The 19919-nt window shown below is 68.9% G+C and carries 17 protein-coding genes and 1 other RNA gene; 11 read left to right on the forward strand and 7 right to left on the reverse strand.

Going from position 1 to position 19919, the window contains the following annotated elements:
* The first annotated feature begins 80 nt into the window (after positions 1-80).
* Positions 81-520, forward strand: an RNA gene (gene rnpB, locus AC1RCS_RS03790) — RNase P RNA component class A.
* A 77-nt stretch (positions 521-597) separates the two neighbouring features.
* Here rnpB and AC1RCS_RS03795 read toward each other — a convergent pair.
* The 6 genes from AC1RCS_RS03795 to AC1RCS_RS03820 all read right to left on the reverse strand — a co-directional run bounded on the left by AC1RCS_RS03795 (position 598) and on the right by AC1RCS_RS03820 (position 8207).
* Positions 598-1827, reverse strand: coding sequence for a M48 family metallopeptidase (locus tag AC1RCS_RS03795; RefSeq protein ID WP_218340451.1), 1230 nt, complete (start codon positions 1825-1827; stop codon positions 598-600).
* A gap of 122 nt (positions 1828-1949) precedes the next feature.
* Positions 1950-3218, reverse strand: coding sequence for a YjgN family protein (locus tag AC1RCS_RS03800; RefSeq protein WP_492244344.1), 1269 nt, complete (start codon positions 3216-3218; stop codon positions 1950-1952).
* 254 nt (positions 3219-3472) lie between these two features.
* A complete protein-coding gene (locus tag AC1RCS_RS03805; protein ID WP_218293274.1) occupies positions 3473-4258 on the reverse strand; it encodes an rRNA pseudouridine synthase in 786 nt (261 codons plus the stop codon).
* A 157-nt stretch (positions 4259-4415) separates the two neighbouring features.
* The gene (locus tag AC1RCS_RS03810) at positions 4416-6077 is read right to left on the reverse strand and encodes an MBL fold metallo-hydrolase (RefSeq protein WP_492244345.1); all 1662 of its coding nucleotides are present in this window, start codon (positions 6075-6077) and stop codon (positions 4416-4418) included.
* Positions 6078-6124: 47 nt separating this feature from the next.
* The gene (gene dkgB / locus AC1RCS_RS03815) at positions 6125-6940 is read right to left on the reverse strand and encodes a 2,5-didehydrogluconate reductase DkgB (protein WP_492244346.1); all 816 of its coding nucleotides are present in this window, start codon (positions 6938-6940) and stop codon (positions 6125-6127) included.
* A 64-nt stretch (positions 6941-7004) separates the two neighbouring features.
* Entirely contained in the window at positions 7005-8207 is a 1203-nt protein-coding gene (locus tag AC1RCS_RS03820; RefSeq protein WP_218293277.1) for an MFS transporter, read from the reverse strand.
* A 105-nt stretch (positions 8208-8312) separates the two neighbouring features.
* On the opposite strand from AC1RCS_RS03820, the gene AC1RCS_RS03825 reads away from it, so the two are divergent.
* Positions 8313-9197: a LysR family transcriptional regulator gene (locus AC1RCS_RS03825; RefSeq protein ID WP_218293278.1), complete on the forward strand. Its 885-nt coding sequence runs from the start codon at positions 8313-8315 to the stop codon at positions 9195-9197.
* Positions 9198-9229: 32 nt separating this feature from the next.
* Here AC1RCS_RS03825 and AC1RCS_RS03830 read toward each other — a convergent pair whose 3' ends face one another.
* Positions 9230-9934 (reverse strand): glutathione S-transferase N-terminal domain-containing protein, encoded by a 705-nt coding sequence (locus AC1RCS_RS03830; RefSeq protein WP_492244347.1) that lies wholly within the window; start codon positions 9932-9934, stop codon positions 9230-9232.
* 190 nt (positions 9935-10124) lie between these two features.
* Between AC1RCS_RS03830 and dapF the strand changes: the two genes are divergently transcribed.
* The 9 genes from dapF to hslV all read left to right on the forward strand — a co-directional run bounded on the left by dapF (position 10125) and on the right by hslV (position 19813).
* A complete protein-coding gene (gene dapF, locus AC1RCS_RS03835; protein WP_492244348.1) occupies positions 10125-11006 on the forward strand; it encodes a diaminopimelate epimerase in 882 nt (293 codons plus the stop codon).
* A complete protein-coding gene (locus AC1RCS_RS03840) occupies positions 11003-11692 on the forward strand; it encodes a DUF484 family protein (protein ID WP_492244349.1) in 690 nt (229 codons plus the stop codon). The genes dapF and AC1RCS_RS03840 overlap by 4 nt, the downstream gene beginning before the upstream one ends.
* Before the next feature lie 128 nt (positions 11693-11820).
* Positions 11821-12789, forward strand: coding sequence for a tyrosine recombinase XerC (locus tag AC1RCS_RS03845; RefSeq protein ID WP_492244350.1), 969 nt, complete (start codon positions 11821-11823; stop codon positions 12787-12789).
* Between the two features lie 243 nt (positions 12790-13032).
* Positions 13033-13704, forward strand: coding sequence for a signal peptidase I (lepB, locus tag AC1RCS_RS03850; RefSeq protein WP_492244351.1), 672 nt, complete (start codon positions 13033-13035; stop codon positions 13702-13704).
* A 94-nt stretch (positions 13705-13798) separates the two neighbouring features.
* Positions 13799-15034: a class I SAM-dependent rRNA methyltransferase gene (locus tag AC1RCS_RS03855; RefSeq protein ID WP_218340445.1), complete on the forward strand. Its 1236-nt coding sequence runs from the start codon at positions 13799-13801 to the stop codon at positions 15032-15034.
* 114 nt (positions 15035-15148) lie between these two features.
* Positions 15149-16210, forward strand: coding sequence for a CobW family GTP-binding protein (locus AC1RCS_RS03860; RefSeq protein WP_218340444.1), 1062 nt, complete (start codon positions 15149-15151; stop codon positions 16208-16210).
* Between the two features lie 181 nt (positions 16211-16391).
* Positions 16392-17192: an RNA polymerase-binding protein DksA gene (gene dksA / locus AC1RCS_RS03865; RefSeq protein WP_218293285.1), complete on the forward strand. Its 801-nt coding sequence runs from the start codon at positions 16392-16394 to the stop codon at positions 17190-17192.
* Positions 17193-17231: 39 nt separating this feature from the next.
* Positions 17232-19001 carry an STAS domain-containing protein gene (locus tag AC1RCS_RS03870; RefSeq protein ID WP_492244352.1) on the forward strand — a complete coding sequence of 590 codons (1770 nt, stop codon included), beginning with the start codon at positions 17232-17234 and terminating at the stop codon, positions 18999-19001.
* A gap of 245 nt (positions 19002-19246) precedes the next feature.
* On the forward strand, positions 19247-19813 hold the full coding sequence (gene hslV / locus AC1RCS_RS03875; protein WP_218293287.1) for an ATP-dependent protease subunit HslV: 567 nt from the start codon (positions 19247-19249) through the stop codon (positions 19811-19813).
* The last annotated feature ends 106 nt before the right edge of the window (positions 19814-19919 follow it).

A 19919-nucleotide genomic window follows, 5' to 3' on the forward strand; every position in this document is an offset into this window, starting at 1 on the left:
GTCGTCTCGCCTTGCCTGACGCACCGATCACGGCACTGACGGGCGCATTCAACTGCCGTTTCTAGGATAATCCACCCCGTGAAGCGCGCCAGACCGCCGCTGGTGCAATCTGGGAAACCAGGCACTGGAGGAACGTCCGGACTGCACAGGACAGCGTAGCAGCTAACGGCTGCCCACCGTGAGGTGAGGATCAGAGCAACAGAGACGAGTCCGGGTGGAAACTACCTGCCACGGAGTGTTCTGTGAGGCGCCAGCGCAAGCTGGCGAGAGGACAGCGAGAGCTGTCCGAACCCGGCGCAAGCCGGGTCCGAACAGCCACCCCGAGCGGGCAAGCCCGCTCGGGGTGAAACGGGCAATCTCTACGCGCAGCAATACCAAGTAGGCCAGCGTTGATGTGGTTCCGCAGAGCTGGCGGGTAGGTAGCACCGAGCCGTGGTGGCGACACCCGGCCCAGATTAATGGCGGTCACACTGCGGGCAACCGTGGTGCACAGAATCCGGCTTATCGGCGCGCTTCACACTTTATTTCCCCCAGCCTCAGCCTGGTGTAGGCGCTGATGTGCCGGTCGTGCCCGGCGCGGAGCACGCCACGGCGCGCTCAGCCTTTCGCGCAGTGGGGTGCATGCCCCTTTTCCAGCTCCGTGGCCCGCTCCACGGTGTCGGGGTGGCTGCTGAGCAGCGACCAGACCGGGTGCGACGCCATGTCTTCCGCCATCTTGCGCTTGCGCGAGCGCTCCGGGCTGCTGGCGCCGGGTTCGGCCGCTGTGGCCGCCTGGTCCTGGCCTGCTTTCTCCTTCTTCTTGTTGTCTTCTTCCTCTTCTGCTTCATCCTTCGCGATGGCCAGCAGCAGCTGGCCCATGGGCGCCGTGGGCAGGGCTGCCTGGCCCATCACCGCGATGGCGTAGCAGTCGGCTTCGCGCTCATGGTTGCGGCTGTAGGCCAGCCCCGTGAGCACCGAGGCACCGGTGGAGACAATGCCGGACACATCGCCCAGCGCCAGCCCCAGGCCCATGCTGAGCACGCCCTGCTGCACCACCATGCGCGTGGTGTGCCGCTGCACCACATGGCCGATTTCGTGCGCCAGCACGCCCACCAGCGCGTTGTCGTCCAGTCCCTTGTCGGCGGCCGCCTTCACGATGCCGTCGGTCATCACCACCTTGCCGCCCGGCAGCGCAAAGGCGTTGGCGCCCATGCCCGAGCGGAATTCCAGGCTCAAGGGAGGCTGGTAGCCGGGGTAGCGCCGCAGGCCGGGGGGTGTGTGCTGCACCAGGGCGTCAAAGCGCGCCTTGAGCTGCTCCTGCCGCTCCCTGGGGAGCTTGCTGGGCTTGAGCGTGCCGCTGTCCATCTGGCGCAGCACGTTCTCGGCCACGCTGGTTTCCCAGGACAGGGGCACAAAGCGCGTGAGCTGCGTGGCGGCCCAGGGGGTGCCGTAGCGGTAGAACAGCGTGAGGCCGATGGCCGCCACCGCCACCACGCCCAGCAGCACGGGCCAGCGGGTCTGCATGCGCTGGGCCAGGCCCGGGCGTTCGCCAGCGGCGGCCAGGGCGGCGCGCCAGTCGTTCACGGCATCGATCTCCAGGCTGCCGTGGTCCCGCAGGTCCACGACCACGCGGGGCTGGGGCTTGCGCTCGTTCCAGGCCTCCGGCCAGCCCACATCCTTGCAGGCGAACACGGCCGGCGCGGCGCCTGGCTGCGAGAGCGGGTGCAGCACCAGCGACGGGCCCCGCGGCGTGGGGCGCAGGCCCACCATCACGGGGCGGGCTCTGCTGCTCTGGCCGTCGAACCAGCGGCCAGGCACGAGGGATGCAGCGTGAAGGGGGTCGTTCATGTCAGTCATCCATCACGTTGTAGGTGGCCCGGGGCCGGTGAAACTGGCGGCGGCACGGGCGAGCGGCCGCCCTGGCGGACGCACCGGGGCGCGAAGCGCCTCAGGGGGATGCCCTCTACCCGCTATCCAATCAGGTCCAGGCCCGCCGCATCGGCCAGCGCATCGCCCAGGCCGCCTTGCTGCTGGCGCACCATGGCGCCCGCCACCTGTTCCACGCCGCCCTTGACATGCAGGGTGACGGATTCGCATTTCATGCGGTATTCGCTCACCCGCGCAAACGGACGGTACAGCCCCAGCGTGAGCAGGGTGAGCAGCATGTTCTTGATGCGCAGCCACACGTAGCGCCCGCTCTTCAGGTGACACTTGAACCGTGCCACGTGGCTCACGCCGGTGTTGTTCCACATCAGCTGGAACATGCGCGCCTCGCGGTACGCGCGGGCGGGGGCCGAGGCCAGGATCAGCATGAAGATGCCCGCCACGATGGACACGATGATCACCACGAACAGCCACAGGCCCATGCGGTCGCTCTGGCTGGCCACCAGCGCGATGGAGCTGCCCGCCAGGATGCCGATCAGCGCCGAGATGCCGACCACGCACAGGATGAACACGGCCACCGTGGCCAGCCACACCTTCACGAAATCCATGTACACCGGCTTCCAGCGGCCTTTTTCTGCGCCCACCTGGGCCTTGAGCACCAGCAGGCTCTTGTAGTTGTATTCGAGGCGGATGAAGCACAGCACCGTCAGCACCAGGCCCAGCAGCAGCAGGCCGCCCATGGCGGGGGTGAAGGCGGGCAGGGACCGCTTGGTGGTTTCTTCCTCGGCGGCCTGGAGCGCCTCGGCCAGTCCGGGCGACAGCACCTGCATGCCGAAGAACACGCCGAACCACACCAGCGCCAGCGCGAACATGGGCCAGCTGGCGATGTAGACCTCTTTCCAGCTGGCGGTGAACTGCAGGCGCAGGCCGCGCCAGCGCGTGGCCCCGAGACGAAAGCGCATGGCGCTGCCCCAGACCAGGGGCGAGAGCACGGCGCCGGTCAGCAGGAACACGCCCACGGCCGCGTCCTGTCCGGTATTGGCGGCGATGTTGTAGGCCAGCGTGAGCAGCACCAGCAGCACGAAGCCCATCACCATCTTGCGCTGCTGCGCGGTGAATTCGAGGGGGCTGCCCGCCACCAGCGTGTGGCTGTAGAAGTACTGCGCGGTGCGGCGCCGGGCCCAGGGGGTGTAGATGCCCAGCGTGACGATGGACAGCAGCACGTTGACGATCCACACCCGGAAATACTCGCCGCCGCTGCCGGTGAATTCGAGCGGGTGCGCGTCGATGTTCTGCGGCATGAACGTGGACATCGGCCCGGCGGCGCCGTCTCTGTCTGATGGAACTTGGCTCATGGACTCCCTCCTGTTTGTGGCGCAGTGTAGCAGCGGTCTGTGGAAAAAATCTCGAGCCAGATGGGCCTCTGGCGCCTTTCCATCAAGCGCTGATAGCTATGTTTTTGGTAGCAATCGTTCTGGCGATGGTTCGGCCCGCCCCGCCCCGCCGCCGGCAACTGGCGCACCTCTGTCAGCGCACCCGTGGAACTGGCTTTGCCAGGCCACCGGGTGCCCCCCTCAGGGGGATGGCGCCAAAGGCGACTCAGGGGGAGTCAGAACTTCTCCCAGGGCTGCAGATAGCGCCACTGCCCCTCGGGCACCTTGGCCAGCGGCACGCGGCCGATGCGGATGCGCTTCAAGGCGACCACGGCCAGGCCCACGGCGTCGCACATGGCCGGGATCTGGCCGGGGCGGATGCCCTTGAGCGCAAAGCGCAGTTTCGTCTCGCTTTGCCAGCTCACCTTGATGGGCGGCAGCGGGCGGCCGTTGAACGACAGGCCGTGGCACAGGCGCTGCAGCCCGTTCGGTGCGATATCGCCCTTCACCTCGACGATGCATTCCTGCTCCAGCGACTCGATGTCTTCCGCCAGCTTGCGCGCGATGCGCTTGTCCTGGGTGTAGACCACCAGGCCGCTGGCCTCGGTGGGCAGCGGCGTGAAGCATTCGAGCTGCCTGAAATGGCGCAGCAGCACGCGGATGCCCGAGGCGTCCTCGGCCAGGTGGGATGCAGCGCCCAGCAGCGTGCTGGCGGCCGTGGCGCCCTGGCTGCGGCTGGCGTGCGCCGCTGGCCCGGCGGGCAGGCCCAGGCCCGCTTCAAACCCCACCGGCTTGTGCAGCAGCAAGGTCACCGGGGTCAGCTCCAGCAGGCTGGCGTCCTTGGCCACCGCCACGGCCTGGTCGGGGCGCACGCGCGCGCCCGGGGCTTCCACCACCTGGCCGTCCACGCTCACAAAGCCGCCTTCGATGAATTGCTCGGCCGTGCTGCGCGAGCAGTTCAGTTGCTCGGCCACGCGTTTGGCCAGGCGGATGTGGGTGGGGTCAGGGTTTTTGTCATTCATGGGTGGGGGCGGCTTTCTTTGTTGGATGGATTGTGTGGGCATGCCTCTTGTTGTTCGTGGCGCGTGCAGCGGGCGCTCTCTCCGCCAGGGACGCCAAGCAAGGCCGCCCCGCAGCGAGGGCGTCGCCCCCCGGATGGGGGAAGGCGCCGCAGGCGACTCAGGGGGCGAGCATTCTTATTCGCTCTACATGCGCCAGCAGCGAGCGCTGGGCCACGGGCCACATGCGCGGGGGCACGTCGTCATACGCATGCTGCACCCAGTCGTCCACGCTGCCCTGGGGCAGCGCCTGCATGGCGGCCAGCACCTTGGCCTCGCGCGCCAGGCGGTGGGCCTTGAGCCTGGCGATCGCGCCGCGCGCGTCGCCCAGCACATAGCCGTGCGCGGGCAGGATGAACTCCACGCCATGTGCGGCGCAGACCGCATCGAGCTTGTCCAGAGAGTCGAGGTAGTCGGCCATGTTGCCGTCGGGTGGGTCCACCACGGTGGTGCTGCCGTTGAGGATGTGGTCGCCGCTGAACAGCAGGGCGTCTTCCACGAGCAGCAGGCACAGGTGGTTGGCCGCGTGGCCCGGGGTGTGGATCACCTGCAGGGTGTGGGTGATTTTGCCCTCTGGCGCTTGTCCTTCCAGCGTGAGCAGCTCATTGTTTTGTAGCAAGCGGTCGGGCGTGAATGCGCTGGCAGCGCGCGCCGTGGGGGCCGATGGCAGGCCCAGGATGGGGGGGGCGCTGCGCCCGGCCCGGGTGCACATCGCCTGCAGCGGCGCGGCGCCGGGCGAGTGGTCGGGGTGCGAGTGGGTGCACACGATCGTGCGGATGTCGCCGCCGGCGGCGCGCCAGAGCCTGTCCAGGTGCTCCGCGTCGGCCGGGCCCGGGTCGATGGCGATGTAGCCGGTGGCCGGGTCGCCCACCAGGTAGCTGTTGGTGCCGGGCCCGGTCATCACGCCGGGGTTGGGCGCGGTCAGGCGCTGCACGTTGCGCAGCAGCGGCACGGGCCGGTCGGTCTGCCAGTCGAGCGCGTGCACGATCTGGCCGTCGGGGCACACCAGGGCCAGCTCGCCAAAGGGGGCGTCGCCTTCCATGTAGCGCGCCTCCTGGCCCGCCAGCGTGCCGGCGCGCGGGCAGCTCACCCACAGCGGCTTTTCATCGGCCAGGGCGTCAAGAACCGCCTGCGCGCTGGCGAACAGGGCGAGCCGCTGCAGCGTGCGGATGGTGGGAAAGATCATGAAGAACTGCCCCGCCGCGTGCCGCGCCAGCGCATCGGCCGGGCGCACCCACACGGGCTCGAACTGCTCGGTTTCGTCGGCCACGGGCTCCTGGCCCTCGGGCATGCGGGCCACGAGGAACGGCACGTCGAAACGGCGCGGCAGGTCGCGGTCGGCCGTCCAGTGGGCCAGCAGGTACACGCTGTCGGCCGCCAGGCGCAGGCCGCGCGCGCCGCACTGGGCGGCCAGCGGCTGTTGGCGGTCGATGGCGGCGATGTCCCGTGCGTCGGCCATGCGCCCATCGGCATGGCGGGCCAGCAGGATGCCCAGCTCCTCGAAGCTTTCGCGGATCGCGGCGATGGCCTGCGTGAGGTGCTGGTCGCTCTGCGTGGGGCGGCGGTCGGCGGCGGCGTGCACCTGCGCGTCCAGCGCGTCGATGCCCCCGCCCGGGAACACGTAGGCCCCGGGCGCGAAGCTGGCCGTGGCCGAGCGCCGGGTCATGAGGACTTCCAGTCCGCCCGGTTCGCCCTGCGCATCGCGCAGCAGCAGCACGGTGGCGGCCGGGCGGGTGGCAACAGGTTCGCGGTGGGGGTGCAGTTGTTGGGTGGTGCGGGGCATCGGGCCATTATCGAGGCGCGCGGCGCGCCCCGCACGGGCGGGGCGGTTCAGTCCCAGGCGGGCGCCAGGCCTTCGGGGTTCACCAGCCGTTCGCCGCGGTCCAGCGCGGCGATGCGTGCCATGTCCTCGCCGGTCAGCCGCAGCGGCCGGGCTTTCAGGTTGCTCGCCAGGTTGTCGCGCCGGGTGGACGAGGGAATCACGGCATACCCCAGCTGCATGGCCCAGGCCAGCGCCACCTGCGCGATGGTGGCGCCGTGGGCCCGCGCGATGTCCGCCAGCACCGGGTCGCCCAGCACCTTGCCGTAGGCCAGCGTCATGTACGAGGTGGTGTGGATGCCCTGGCTGCGCGCGAAGTCCGCCACGGCGCGGTTCTGCAGGTAGGGGTGCAGCTCGATCTGGTGCGTGGCGATGCGGTCGGCGCCGACGGCCGCGATGGCTTCGCGCAGCAGGGCGGTATTGAAGTTCGACACGCCGATCAGGCGCGTGAGGCCCCGGGCCTGGGCCTCGGCCAGCGCGCCCATGAACTCGGCCACGGGCACGGCGCCGCCGGGCGAGGGCCAGTGGATCAGCGTGAGGTCCACCTGGTCGGTGCGCAGCCTGGCCAGGCTGTCCTTCAGGCTCTGGACGAGCCGGTCGCCCGCCAGGTGCTCGGTCCAGACCTTCGTGGTGATGAAGAGCTCGCCGCGCGGCACGCCGCTGTCCGCGATGGCCTGGCCGACCTCGGCCTCGTTGCCGTAGATCTGCGCCGTGTCGATGGCGCGGTAGCCCAGGTCGAGCGCGTTGCGCACCGAGTCGATGACGACCTGGCCCTGGAGGCGGAAGGTGCCCAGGCCGAAGGCGGGAAGGGAAGGGGAAGAAGTCATGGCGATTCCTGAAACGAAGCAAGAAAAGGGGTGGGACAGAAAGGGTTGAGGGGGCGTGGGCTGCTCAGTGCCCCACGGGCACCGGCCCGCTGCCGCGCACCGGGATGCCGCTGCGCCGGTCCAGCACGCCGCTGTAGTGCGTGAGCGCCAGGGACACCAGCACCACCAGGGCGCCGATCCAGGGCGTGTGCATCAGGCCCAGGTGCGTCACGATCAGGCCCCCGGCCCAGGCGGCGCCGGCGATGCCCAGGTTGAACGCCGCGATGTTCAGGCCCGAGGCCACGTCCACCGCCTGGGGCGTGAAACGCTCGGCCTGCTTGACCACATACACCTGCAGCCCGGGCACGTTGCCGAACGCCACGGCGCCCCACAGCAGCACGGTGGCCAGGGCCAGCCAGGGGTGGGGCGCGGTGAACTGCAGCAGCAGCAGCACGGCGGCCAGCAGCGCGAAGATGATGCGCAGCGCGGGGATGGGCCCCAGCCGGTCGGCCAGGCGGCCCCCCCAGATGTTGCCCACCGCCACCGAGACGCCGTACACCAGCATCACCCAGCCCACGGCACCGGCGCTGAAGCCCGCGATGTCGGTGAGGATGGGGGCGAGGAAGGTGAACGGGATGAACGTGCCGCCGTAGCCGATGGCCGTCTTGGCGTACACCAGCAGCAGGCGCGGCTCGGCCAGCACCCTGGCCTGCTGCACCAGCGAGGCGGGCGGGGTGTGGGCGATGTTGCGCGGCACGAAGATCGCGCTGCCGATGAAGGCCACCACGCCCAGTGCCGACACGGCCAGGAAGGTCTCGCGCCAGCCGAAATGCTGGCCGATGAACGTGCCCAGCGGCACGCCCGTGACCAGCGCCACGGTGAGGCCGGTGAACATGATGGCGATCGCACTGGCGGCTTTCTCGCGCGGCACCAGGCCGGTGGCGATGGTCGAGCCGATCGAGAAGAACACGCCGTGCGCCAGCCCGGTGAGGATGCGCGCGGCCACCAGCGTTTCGTAGCTGGGCGCCTGCCAGGCCAGCAGGTTGCCGGCGGTGAACAGCGCCATCAGCGACAGCAGCAGCGCCTTGCGCGGCACGCGGCCGGTGAGGGCGGTGAGCACGGGCGCGCCCACGGCGACGCCCAGGGCGTACAGGCTGACCAGCAGGCCCGCCGAGGGGATGCTGATGGACAGGTCGGCCGCCACGGTGGGCAGCAGGCCAACGATCACGAACTCGGTCGTGCCGATGGCGAAAGCGCTGAGCGTCAGCGCGAGCAAGGCAATGGGCATGGAAACACTCCTGTGGACATGGGAAGGAGTGTGGGCGCTTCAGTCTTGCAGAAAAATACCGTTACGCTCCATAGATACTTGATCCGAAGTCAACAATGGAGGCCCATGAAAACCACGCTCGAAGAACTGCAGGCCTTTGTGGCCGTGGTGGACGGCGGCTCCATCACGGCGGCGGCCGACCAGCTGGGGCAGACCGTCTCGGGCATCAGCCGGGCGCTGGCACGGCTGGAGAAGAAGCTCGATACCACGCTGCTGCGCCGCACCACGCGCCGCGCCGCGCTGACCGAGGAGGGGCAGGCCTTCCTGCTGCGCACGCGCGCCATCCTGGCGTCCATCGACGATGCCGAGGAGCACATGGCCGCGCGCCGCCAGCAGCCCGCGGGCCGCCTGCGCGTGAACGCGGCCACGCCCTTCATGCTGCACGCGGTGGTGCCGCTGGTGCCGGCGTTCCGCGCGGCCTACCCGCAGATCACGCTGGAGCTGGACACGGACGAGCTGAACATCGACCTGCTCGAGCGCCGCACCGACGTGGCCATCCGCATCGGCCACCTGCGCGACTCGACCCTGCACGCGCGCCCGCTGTGCACCAGCCGCATCCGCGTGCTGGCCAGCCCGGCCTACCTGGCCGCCCGGGGGCGGCCGCGGGCGGTGGAAGACCTGGCGCGGCACACCCTGCTGGGCTTCACGCAGCCGGAATCGCTCAACCGCTGGCCCCTGCGCGGCGCGCATGGTGACGAGTGGCCCACCGTGCCGGAGATCGCCGCGTCCAGCGGCGAGACGCTGCGCCAGCTCGCGCTGCAGGGCGCGGGCATCGTGTGCCTGTCGGATTTCATGACCGCCGCCGACCGCGCGCGCGGCGATCTGGTGCAGGTGCTGGCCAGGGACACGGCGGACGTGCGCCAGCCCGTGAGCGCCGTGTACTACCGCAACACGCAGCTGGCCGCGCGCATCGCGTGTTTCCTGGATTTTCTGCAGGAGCGCATGGGCTGACCGGTGCCACGGCCCCTGCAGCCAGGGCCTGCTCAGCCGCGCGCCGGGATGTTCAGCCCCCTGGCCACGGCCGGGCGCGCCACGAAGGCTTCCAGCACGCGCTTTATTTCCTTGAACTGATCGAACTCCACCAGATCGCCCGCGCCGTAGAAGCCCACGAGGTTGCGCACCCAGGGCAGGATGGCGATGTCGGCGATGGTGTACTGCTCGCCCATCACCCACTGGCGGCCCTTCAGGCGCTCGTCCAGCACCTTGAGCAGGCGCCTGGACTCCGCCACATAGCGGTCGCGCGGGCGCTTGTCCTCGTAGTCCTTGCCCGCGAACTTGTGGAAGAAACCGAGCTGGCCGAACATCGGGCCCACGCCGCCCATCTGCCACATCACCCACTGCAGGGCCTCGTAACGCCCGGCCGTGTCCTGCGGGATCAGCTGGCCGGTCTTGCTCGCCAGGTACACCAGGATGGCGCCGGATTCGAACAGCGCCAGGGGCTTTCCGTCGGGCCCGTTCGGGTCCAGGATGGCCGGGATCTTGTTGTTGGGATTGAGCGACAGGAACTCGGGCGAGGTCTGGTCGCTGGTCTCGAAGCTCACCAGGTGCGGTTCGTAGGGCAGGCCCAGCTCTTCCAGCGCGATCGACACCTTCACGCCGTTGGGCGTGGGCAGCGAGTACAGCTGGATGCGCTCCGGGTGCCGGGCGGGCCATTTGCGGGTAATGGGAAAACTGGCGAGATCGGGCATGCGGGTCCTCGTTGGCGAATGGGGGGGTTGGGGAGGCGGCGGCCGGCGCGCGGGCGGGCCGCCACACGGCACAGCCTAAACCGGCGGAAAAACCGGTGCAGGCCGGGGTTCATTGGCGGGGTGGGGGTTCTGTCACAAGTTGCCCCGGGCGGGGTGCCGCGCACGCCGGCCCACCGACGATAATCCGGCCATGCAGATTCCCTTTACCAAAATGCAGGGCGCGGGCAACGATTTCGTGGTGCTCGACGAAACCCGGGGCCGCCTGGGGCTCGGCGCCGCCCAATACCGTTTCCTCGCCGACCGCCACTTCGGTGTGGGGGCCGACCAGATCCTCACGGTGCGGCCTTCGCCAGCGGACGGTATCGACTTCGAATACGTGATTCACAACGCCGATGGCGGCGAGGTGGAGCAGTGTGGCAACGGCGCCCGCTGCTTCGCGCGCTTTGTGCACGACAAGGGCCTGTCGGGCAAGGACACCCTGCGGGTGCAGACCAAAAGCGGCGTGATCGCCCCCCGCCTCACCCCCGATGGCCGCGTCACCGTGGACATGGGCCGACCGCAGTTCGAGCCCGCCCGGGTGCCGTTTGATGCCAGTGGTTTGACCGCCGTGGCACAAGGTTCAGGACAAAAATGGCCGCTGGCGCTGGATGGTAAAGCGCTGACAGCTACTGTTTTGGTAGCGGTTGTCTCCATGGGCAACCCGCACGCCGTGCAGCTGGTGGACAACGTGGACACCGCCCCGGTGCTGGAAGCGGGCCCCCTGGTCGAGCGCCATGCGCGTTTTCCGCAGCGCGTGAATGCAGGCTTTTTGCAGATCGTGGACCGCGCCCATGTGCGGCTGCGCGTGTTCGAGCGCGGCGTGGGCGAAACCCTGGCCTGCGGCTCGGGGGCCTGCGCGGCCGTGGCGGCCGGCATCCGCCTGGGCCTGCTCGACAACGAGGTGCATGTGGACACGCGCGGCGGCCGCCTCACCATCGCCTGGAGCGGCCAGGAGGCCGATTCCGTTTTCATGACCGGCCCCGCCACCACGGTGTTCGAAGGCCGGATCGACATTCCTGACACCCTCCTATGACGTCCCACATCCCCCCGATCACCGAAGACGACATCGCCCAGTTCCTCACCAACACGCCGGGCTTCTTCGAACGCCATGCCGAGGTGCTGGCCAGCGTGCAGATCACCAGCCCCCACGGCGCGCGCGCCGTGAGCCTGCAGGAGCGCCAGGCCGAGATGCTGCGCGAGAAGATCAAGGGCCTGGAGCAGCGCATCATGGAAATGGTGCGCAACAGCACCGAAAACGCCGCCATCGCCCACAAGGTGCACCAGTGGACGAGCGCGCTGCTGCAGGTGCGCGACCCGTTCGACCTGCCGCAGGCGGTGGTCGATGGCGTGCGCACCCTGTTCGACGTGCCCCAGGCTGCGGTGCGTATGTGGGAGGTGGCCGCGCCGTACATCGACGCCGACTTCACCCAGGGCGCCAGTGATGACGCCCGCGCGTTTGCCTCATCGCTCACCATGCCGTTCTGCGGCCCCAACCTGGGTTTTGAGCCCGCCGCCTGGCTGGCCAACGAGGCGGGTGAGCCGGCCCAGTCGCTGGCCCTGCTGCCACTGCGCGAAGGCGCCATCGACAGCGCCACGCCCGCGTTCGGCCTGCTGGTGCTGGGCTCGCAAGACCCCCAGCGGTTTGATGCCACGATGGGCACGGAATTTCTGTCGCGCATGGCAGAACTCGCCAGTGCCGCCCTGCTGCGGCTGAAGTGATGCCCCCCTGTGCGGCTGCGCCGCTTCCCCCCTGCGGGGGGGCGCCACCCCCGGCCCGGCAAAGCCGGTTCCACGGTGGCGCTGGCCTTGGGGCGCGCCAGTTGCCTGGGTAATGCCCCGTGTCCGACATGCTGGCCACACAGATTCCCCCGGACCCGCACGTCCTGCGTTACCTGGAGCATGTGCGCGTCGAAAAGCGGCTGGCGGCGCGCACGCTCACGCTCTACACCCTGGACCTTGAAAAGCTCGCGCAGTTTGCGGCGGGGGTCAGCGTGCCCCTGCTGCAGCTGCAGACCGCGCACATCCGCCGTTTTGTGGCGCAGATGCACAGCGGCGGGCGCAGCGGGCGGGGGATTGCGCTCATCCTCTCGGGCTGGCGCGGGTTCTTCATCTGGGCGGGGCGGCAGGGGCTGATCCCGCACAACCCGGTGCAGGACGTGCGCGCCCCCAAGGCGCCCAAGCCCCTGCCCAAGGCGCTGGGTGTGGACGACGCCGTGCGGCTGGCCGAATTCGACAACACCGGCGCCGACCCCTGGCTGGAGGCGCGCGATGCGGCCATGGTGGAGCTGCTGTATGGCTGCGGCCTGCGCGTGGGCGAACTCGCGGGGCTCGACGCCATCCCCAACGCCGACACCCAGCGCCTGGGCCGGGGCTGGGTGGACCTGCAGGCCGGCGAGGCCCATGTGTTCGGCAAGGGCAGCAAGCGCCGCAGCGTGCCCGTGGGGCGCGCGGCCACGGCGGCGCTGCAGGCTTGGTTGCTACTGCGGGCCACGCCCTTCGGCGGTGAAGGATCAGCGCGGCTTGACACCGCACTGTTCGTCGGCCAGCGCGGCAAGCGGCTCACGGCGCAGTCGATCTGGCTGCGCCTGCGCCAGCGCAGCCAGCAGGCGGGCCTGACCACGCCGGTGCACCCGCACATGCTGCGCCACTCGTTCGCCAGCCACCTGCTGCAAAGCAGCGGCGACCTGCGCGCGGTGCAGGAGCTGCTGGGCCACGCCAACATCACCACCACGCAGGTCTACACGCGGCTTGATTTCCAGCACCTGGCCAAGGTGTATGACGCGGCGCATCCTCGGGCGAGAAAGAAGCCCCCCTGAGGCGCTGCGCGCCTTCCCCCGGAGGGGGACGCGCCCGGTGGCCCGGCACAGCCGGTTCCACGGGTGCACTGGTGGGGGCGGTGCGCGCTGCGGGCGTTGGTGGCGTGTGGGCGGCTCCTGGCGCTGATCGGGCATGCCGGTGGGCTGCGGCCGGTCTCGTGGGCCGGTGCCACGGAACCAAGATGTGACGCCGTGCATCCGAGCAAGGGGTGCTTGCTGTAGGGCGCCTTGGAGTGTCTCGCCATGCTGCTGAAATGGATCAAATCGAACCGTGGGTTCCTCGTGCTGCTGCTGTGCTTCGGCATCTTTCGCACGGCGGTGGCGGACTGGAATCCGATTCCTTCGGGGTCCATGCGGCCCACGCTGCTCGAAGGGGACGTGGTGTTCGTCAACCGGCTGGCCTATGACCTGAAGCTGCCGCTCACCGATGTGGTGCTGGCGCGCCTGGGCGAGCCCGCGCGGGGCGATGTGGTCACGTTCTCGTCGCCGCGCGATGGCACGCGGCTGATCAAGCGCATCGCGGCGCTGCCGGGCGACACGGTGGAGATGCGCGACGAGGTGCTGTACCTCAACGGCGAGGCCGCACGCTACGACGCGCCCGAGGCGGTGACCGAACACCTGGCCGAGCTGGGCGCGCAGGTGCCCGCCACCCGCTGGACGGAGCACCTGCAGGGCCACGAGCGGCGCGTGCAATGGCTGCAGGGTGTGACCGCGCACCGCAGCTTCGGCCCGGTGACGGTGCCCGAGGGCGAATACCTGGTGCTGGGCGACAACCGCGACAACAGCGCGGACTCCCGCTACATCGGTTTCGTCCCGCGCCACCTGCTCATCGGCCAGGCGCGGCGCGTGCTGGTGTCGGCCGACATCCTGGAGAACTGGGCGCCGCGCATCGGGCGCATCGGCCACCCGCTCTGACGCGGGCAGGCCGTCAGCGAGTGCGGGGCGGCACGGCCAGCGCCCTGCAGCACTGGCCGGCGGCGGGGCGCATTCACGCGACAATCGCCCCATCATGAAAACCCTTCGCCTTCGCCCTGGCAAAGAGCGCTCGCTCTTGCGCCGCCACCCCTGGATCTTTGAATCGGCCATCGCCAAGGGCGGCGGCGACAGCGGCGAGACCGTGCGCGTGGAATCGCACGAGGGCCAGTTCCTGGCCTGGGCGGCGTTCAGCCCCAGCTCGCGCATCCGCGCGCGGGTGTGGAGCTTTGATGAGGCGCAGCGCATCGATGCTCCTTTTTTCATAGCTGCTTGCGCACGATCCATCATCGCCAGAGCCCGTTTTGATGTACAAAGCGACGGTGTGCGCCTGGTGCACGGCGAGTCCGACGGCCTGCCGGGCCTCATCGTGGACCGCTACGGCGACACCCTGGTCGCGCAGTTCACCAGCGCCGGGACCGAGCGCTGGAAGGACGTGATCGCCGATGCCCTGCTGCGCGAGACGGGTCTGGTCAAGCTCTATGAACGCTCGGACGCCAGCGTGCGCGCGCTCGAAGGCCTCGAGCCCGCCACCGGCTGGCTGCGCGGCGGCCCCACGGGCGCGCCGGGCGCCGGCGAAGGCCCGCCGCTCGAGCTCACCATCCACGAACACCAGTGGAACCTGACGCTGAACATCGCCGAAGGCCACAAGACCGGCTTCTACCTGGACCAGCGCGACAGCCGCAAGCGTTTTGCCGACTACGCGCAGCGCCTGGGCTTCAAGGACGTGCTCAACTGCTTTTGCTACACCGGCGGCTTCAGCGTGGCCGCGCTGGCCGGCATGCGCGCCAGCGGCGCATCGGCGGACGGGCATGTGACGTCCATCGACTCCTCCGGCCCCGCCCTGGAGCGCGCCCGCGCCCATGTGGCGCTCAACGGGTTCGACTTGAACCACGCGAGCTTCCTGGACGCGGACGTGAACGCCTCGCTGCGCCAGTTCCTCAAGGAAGGCCGGCGCTTCGACGCCATCGTGCTCGACCCGCCGAAGTTCGCGCCCACGGCGGCCCACGCCGAGCGCGCTGCACGCGCGTACAAGGACATCAACCGCCTGGCGCTGCAGCTGCTCACGCCGGGCGGCGTGCTGTTCACCTTCTCGTGCTCGGGCGGCATCAGCGCCGACCTGTTCCACAAGATCGTGGCGTCGGCCGGCGCGGATGCCGGCGTGGACGGCTTCATCCTGGAGCGCCTGGGCGGCGCGCCCGACCACCCGATGACCCTGGAATTCCCCGAAGGCGAGTACCTCAAGGGGCTGGTGGTGATGCGCAAGGGCTGAGCGCGGCAAGGGCTTGACAGCGTCGGTACACTGAAAACAACCCCTTGCGCCACGCACACCCGGCCCGCAGTGCCGGGTGCCGCGCATGGGTTCATCCCTTGAAGGACAAGAAACATGGCATTGATCCCCGTCACCATCCTCACCGGCTTCCTGGGCTCGGGCAAGACCACCTTGCTCAAGCGCCTGCTCTCCGAAGCCCACGGCCAGAAGATCGCCGTGATCGAGAACGAATTCGGCGAAGAGAACATCGACAACGACATCCTCGTGACCGAGTCCAAGGAGCAGATCGTGCAGATGAGCAACGGCTGCATCTGCTGCACCATCCGCGAAGACCTGCGCGAGACGCTGCAGCTGCTGGCCGCCAAGAAGCGCAAGAACCTGCTGGAGTTCGACCGCATCGTCATCGAGACCACCGGCGTGGCCGACCCCGGCCCCGTCGCGCAGACCTTCTTCATGGACGAGGAGATCGCCGAGACCTACCTCATCGATTCCATCATCACGCTGGTGGACGCCAAGCACGCGCCCCAGCAGCTCAACGACCGCCAGGAAGCGCGCCGCCAGGTGGGCTTTGCCGACCAGATCTTTTTGTCCAAGACCGATCTGGTCAGCGCCGAGGAAACCGACGCGCTGATCCATCGCCTGAAGCACATGAACCCGCGCGCGCCCATCAAGGCCGTGCATTTCGGCGAGGTGCCGCTGTCGGAAGTGCTGGACCTGCGGGGCTTCAACCTCAATGCCAAGCTGGACATCGACCCCGAGTTCCTCAAGGAAGAGGGCGACGGCCATGACCACCACGACCATGACCACGAGCATGGCGAGCACTGCAGCCACCCCTCGCACCAGCACGACCACGGGCACGGCCATCACCATCACCACGATGACGACGTGAAAAGCTTCGTCTTCCGCTCCGAGCGGCCGTTCGATCCGGCCAAGCTGGAGGATTTTCTCGGGGCGATTGTCAACATTTATGGCCCGCGCATGCTGCGCTACAAGGGCGTCCTGAACATGAGGGGCACCGAGCGCAAGGTGATCTTCCAGGGCGTGCACCAGCTCATGGGCAGCGACCTGGGCCCCCAGTGGGCCGAAGGCGAGCCGCGCACCAGTAAGATGGTCTTCATTGGCATCGACCTGCCCAAGGACATCTTTCTGCAGGGGCTGGAGCAGAGCCTGGTCTGACCCCGGCGGGGCGGCCCGAGGGCAGGGGGTTGGCGGCTGGTTTGTGTTGTATCTGCAACGTTTCCGTTTGCGTCAGCCCAGGTCGATACAATCGCGCCCCGGTAAAACCCCGGAAGGCTTGCCACCCGCCCTTGGCTGCGAATGCGGCTGGGGCCCGCCCGTATTGCGAGGAGACCAGGAAGTGAAAGCCGACACCAGCAAATCCAAGGGGGCCACCAAGGCAACCCCTGCCGCGGCGAAAACCGCCGCCGCCCCTGCGGCAACCAAGGCTGGCGCGAAGGCTGCCGCCAAGCCGGCTGCAGCACCCAAGGTCGCCGCCAGCCCGGCGGCCGTGGCGACTCCCGCTCCAGCACCCGTGCTGCAGGCCGGTTCGCAGGTACCCGTGCGCACAACCCGGCCTTCTTCCCGATTGGCCCAATTGACCGTACCATCCATGGCACAGACAGTGGCTTCGACCGCTGCCAAAGCCAGTTATCTACATACCATGCCCACGACCGTGCAAGCGCAGCCCACCTATACGGCTGCCAAAAAAGACCCCAAGCTGGCGAACAACTGGAAGACCAAGTCCGCCGCCGAGCTGACCGACGCCGAAGTCATGGCCATGCCTGACAGCGAGTACATGAACGACAAGCAGATGGCGTTCTTCCGCCTGAAGCTCGTGCAGCTCAAGCAGGACATCCACAACAGCGCCGGCGAAACCACCGAGCACCTGCGCGAAGACACCGTCGTCGTGCCCGATCCCGCCGACCGCGCCACGATCGAGGAAGAGCATGCCCTGGAGCTGCGCACCCGCGACCGCGAGCGCAAGCTGCTCAAGAAGATCGAGCAGTCCATTGCCCGCATCGACGCGGGCGACTATGGGTACTGCGATGAGACCGGCGAACCCATCGGCGTGGGCCGCCTGATCGCCCGCCCGACGGCTACGCTGTCGCTGGAAGCGCAGCAGCGCCGCGAACTCAAGCAGAAGATGTTTGGTGATTGACCTGGCCGCCCGGCCTGATCCCCACGCGCGCCCTGAGCCATGAGCAAGGAAGAAACCACCCCTGGCGGACTGCTTTCGAAGGTGGTGCGGTTTGTGCGCAATCCCACGGTCAACTGGACGGAGCTGGACTCCGCGCAGAATGACCGGGAGAGCCAGTACAGCAAGCAGATGCTCAAGGAGATGATCGAGCGCAAGCGCCGCAACGATTTCGTGCGGCGCCGCGAGTTCGATCAGCTGCGCAAGCTGCGCCAGCGCGAGGTGCTGCAGGGGCAGCGCACCGAGGACCCCACCGCCAGGCCGTCGTTCTTCCAGAGCAGCATGGCGTCGCCCGACGAACGCGCCGTGACGCTCAAGAAGATCGACGAGATCGAGGCGCAGATGTCGCAGCAGTGGTGGAAGAGCAAGCAAGGGGCCGAGGCGCCCACCCAGCCGGGCGTCATGCCCGAGCCCCCCAGCGCGGCAACGACGGATTCCGCGCACGCCAGGGCCTACGCGCCCACCGCGCCCGGCAGCCTGCCTGCGCCGCTGGGCGACAACAACAACCAGGCCGCCGGTGTCCAGCCGCTGTTTGCCGATGACAGCATGGCGATTGGCCGGTTTGGCGGCACCGATGCGCAAATGCTCGCGGGCCCAGGCCCGGGCGAAGCGTCCTTCAGCCCTGCGGCGGCTACAGCGGCAACGCCAGCGCCGGCATCCGAACCGGAGGAATTCGTGCACGAACCCGATCTAGAAGAAGCCGCCATCCGGTTCGCCAATGGCGACCACGCGGGGGCAGAGTCCGGCCTGCTCGACGTGCTGGCCCAGCACCAGCAGGATGATCCCGAAGAGCAACTCGAAATCTGGATGACGCTCTTCGACCTGTACCGCGCAACCGGTCAGCACGACCGGTTCGACACCCTGGCCATCGACTTCGCCGCACAGTACAGCCGTTCGGCGCCGCTGTGGTTTTCCATGCCGCAGCAGCTGGGCATGGCGCCGGCTGCCGCTGCGGCGGCGCCCGGTGCCACGGGCGCCGCGCCGGCCGGCGCGGTGCGCCGCGATTTCAGCTGGAATGCCCCGGCCTCTCTGGCGGTGTCGTCCGTCGCCGCGCTGCAGGCCTCCCTGGCCCGCGCCGCATCCCCCTGGACGCTGTCCTGGACGCGCCTGGCCGCCATCGACGAAGCCGCGGTGCCTTTGCTGGCCGACCAGTTCACCCAGTGGGCCGAGCGTGACGGGCAACTGGTGTTTTCGGGGGTCGAGAAGCTCAATGCGCTGCTCGACGCCAAGACCCAGTCCGGAGACCGTGCCACCAGCCCTGAGTGGTGGCGCCTGCGCATGGCGGCGCTGCGGCTCATGGGCAAGCCCGACGAGTTCGAACTGGTCGCGCTCGATTACTGCGTGACCTACGAGGTGTCGCCGCCCTCCTGGGTATCGCCGCGCTGCGGATATTCGGACAACGAGGGCGTGTCTTCCGGGGCCGCGCCGCTGTCGGTGGACAGCGACTTCATGGCGTCCGACCTGGGCGAGTCGGTGCCCGCGCCCGCGGAGACGGGGCCCGTGGCCCAGCTCAGCGGCCACATCGACGGCGATGCCACGCCGCTGCTGGAGCCCTTCCAGGCCCTCCTGCGGCCCGGCGTGCCGCTCACCATTGCGTGCGACAAGCTCATCCGCGTGGACTTTGCCGCTGCGGGCTCGGTGCTCAACTGGGCGGCCGAGCAGCAGGGCCAGGGCCATGTGATCCAGTTTCACAACCTGCAGCGGCTGGTGGCCATCTTCTTCAATGTGATCGGCATCAACGAGCACGCCTGGGTGGTGCCCCGCAAGAACTAGGGCCACGCCCTGGCCGGCTGCTCCGCTCGGTGCGGCCGCCAGAGACGGCGGCTCTTCGGAACTGCCCTGCCCGGGCAGGCATGCCTGGAACCGCGGCCTCCGCCCCTTCTGCCGCGCGGCGCGCGGGAGGGCGGACGACGCTGGCGGCCGGGCCAGGCCCGTTCGAAGGCGTCCGCTGGCCGCGCGCAGCGCCCGTGGTGGCGGTGTGCTTGCAAAATGGGGGCCTGTCCCCATCTGCGGCTGCTATGGACTCATCACCAAACCAATCCCCGGTGTTCCACGGCACCACCATCCTGAGCGTGCGCCGCGAGACCCCGGCAGGCATCCAAGTGGCCATTGGCGGCGACGGCCAGGTCACCCTGGGCAACATCGTGGTCAAGGGCACGGCCCGCAAGGTGCGCAAGCTCTACCATGGCAAGGTGCTTGCGGGCTTCGCGGGGGCCACGGCCGATGCCTTCACGCTGTTCGAGCGTTTCGAGGCCAAGCTCGAAAAGCACCAGGGCCACCTCACGCGCGCGGCCATCGAGCTCACCAAGGACTGGCGCACCGACCGCGTGCTGCGCCGCCTGGAAGCCATGCTGGCGGTGGCCGATGCGAGCGCGTCGCTCATCATCACGGGCAACGGCGATGTGCTCGAACCAGAGCAGGGCATCGTGGCCATTGGCTCGGGCGGCGCCTATGCGCACTCGGCCGCCAAGGCGCTGCTGGTGAACACCGATCTGTCCGCGCAGGACATCGTCAAGAAATCGCTCGAAATCGCCGGCGAGCTGTGCATCTACACCAACATGAACCACACCATCGAGACGCTCTGAGCGCGCGGGATGGTCCTGCCCCCGGGGATGCCCCGGAGCGGTTTGCTCTGTTTTTTATAGCTGCTGGCGCTTGTTGATCATGCGCTGGAGCCTCATTTGATACCAG

This window comes from Acidovorax sp. GW823-FHT01C06, assembly GCF_058798375.1.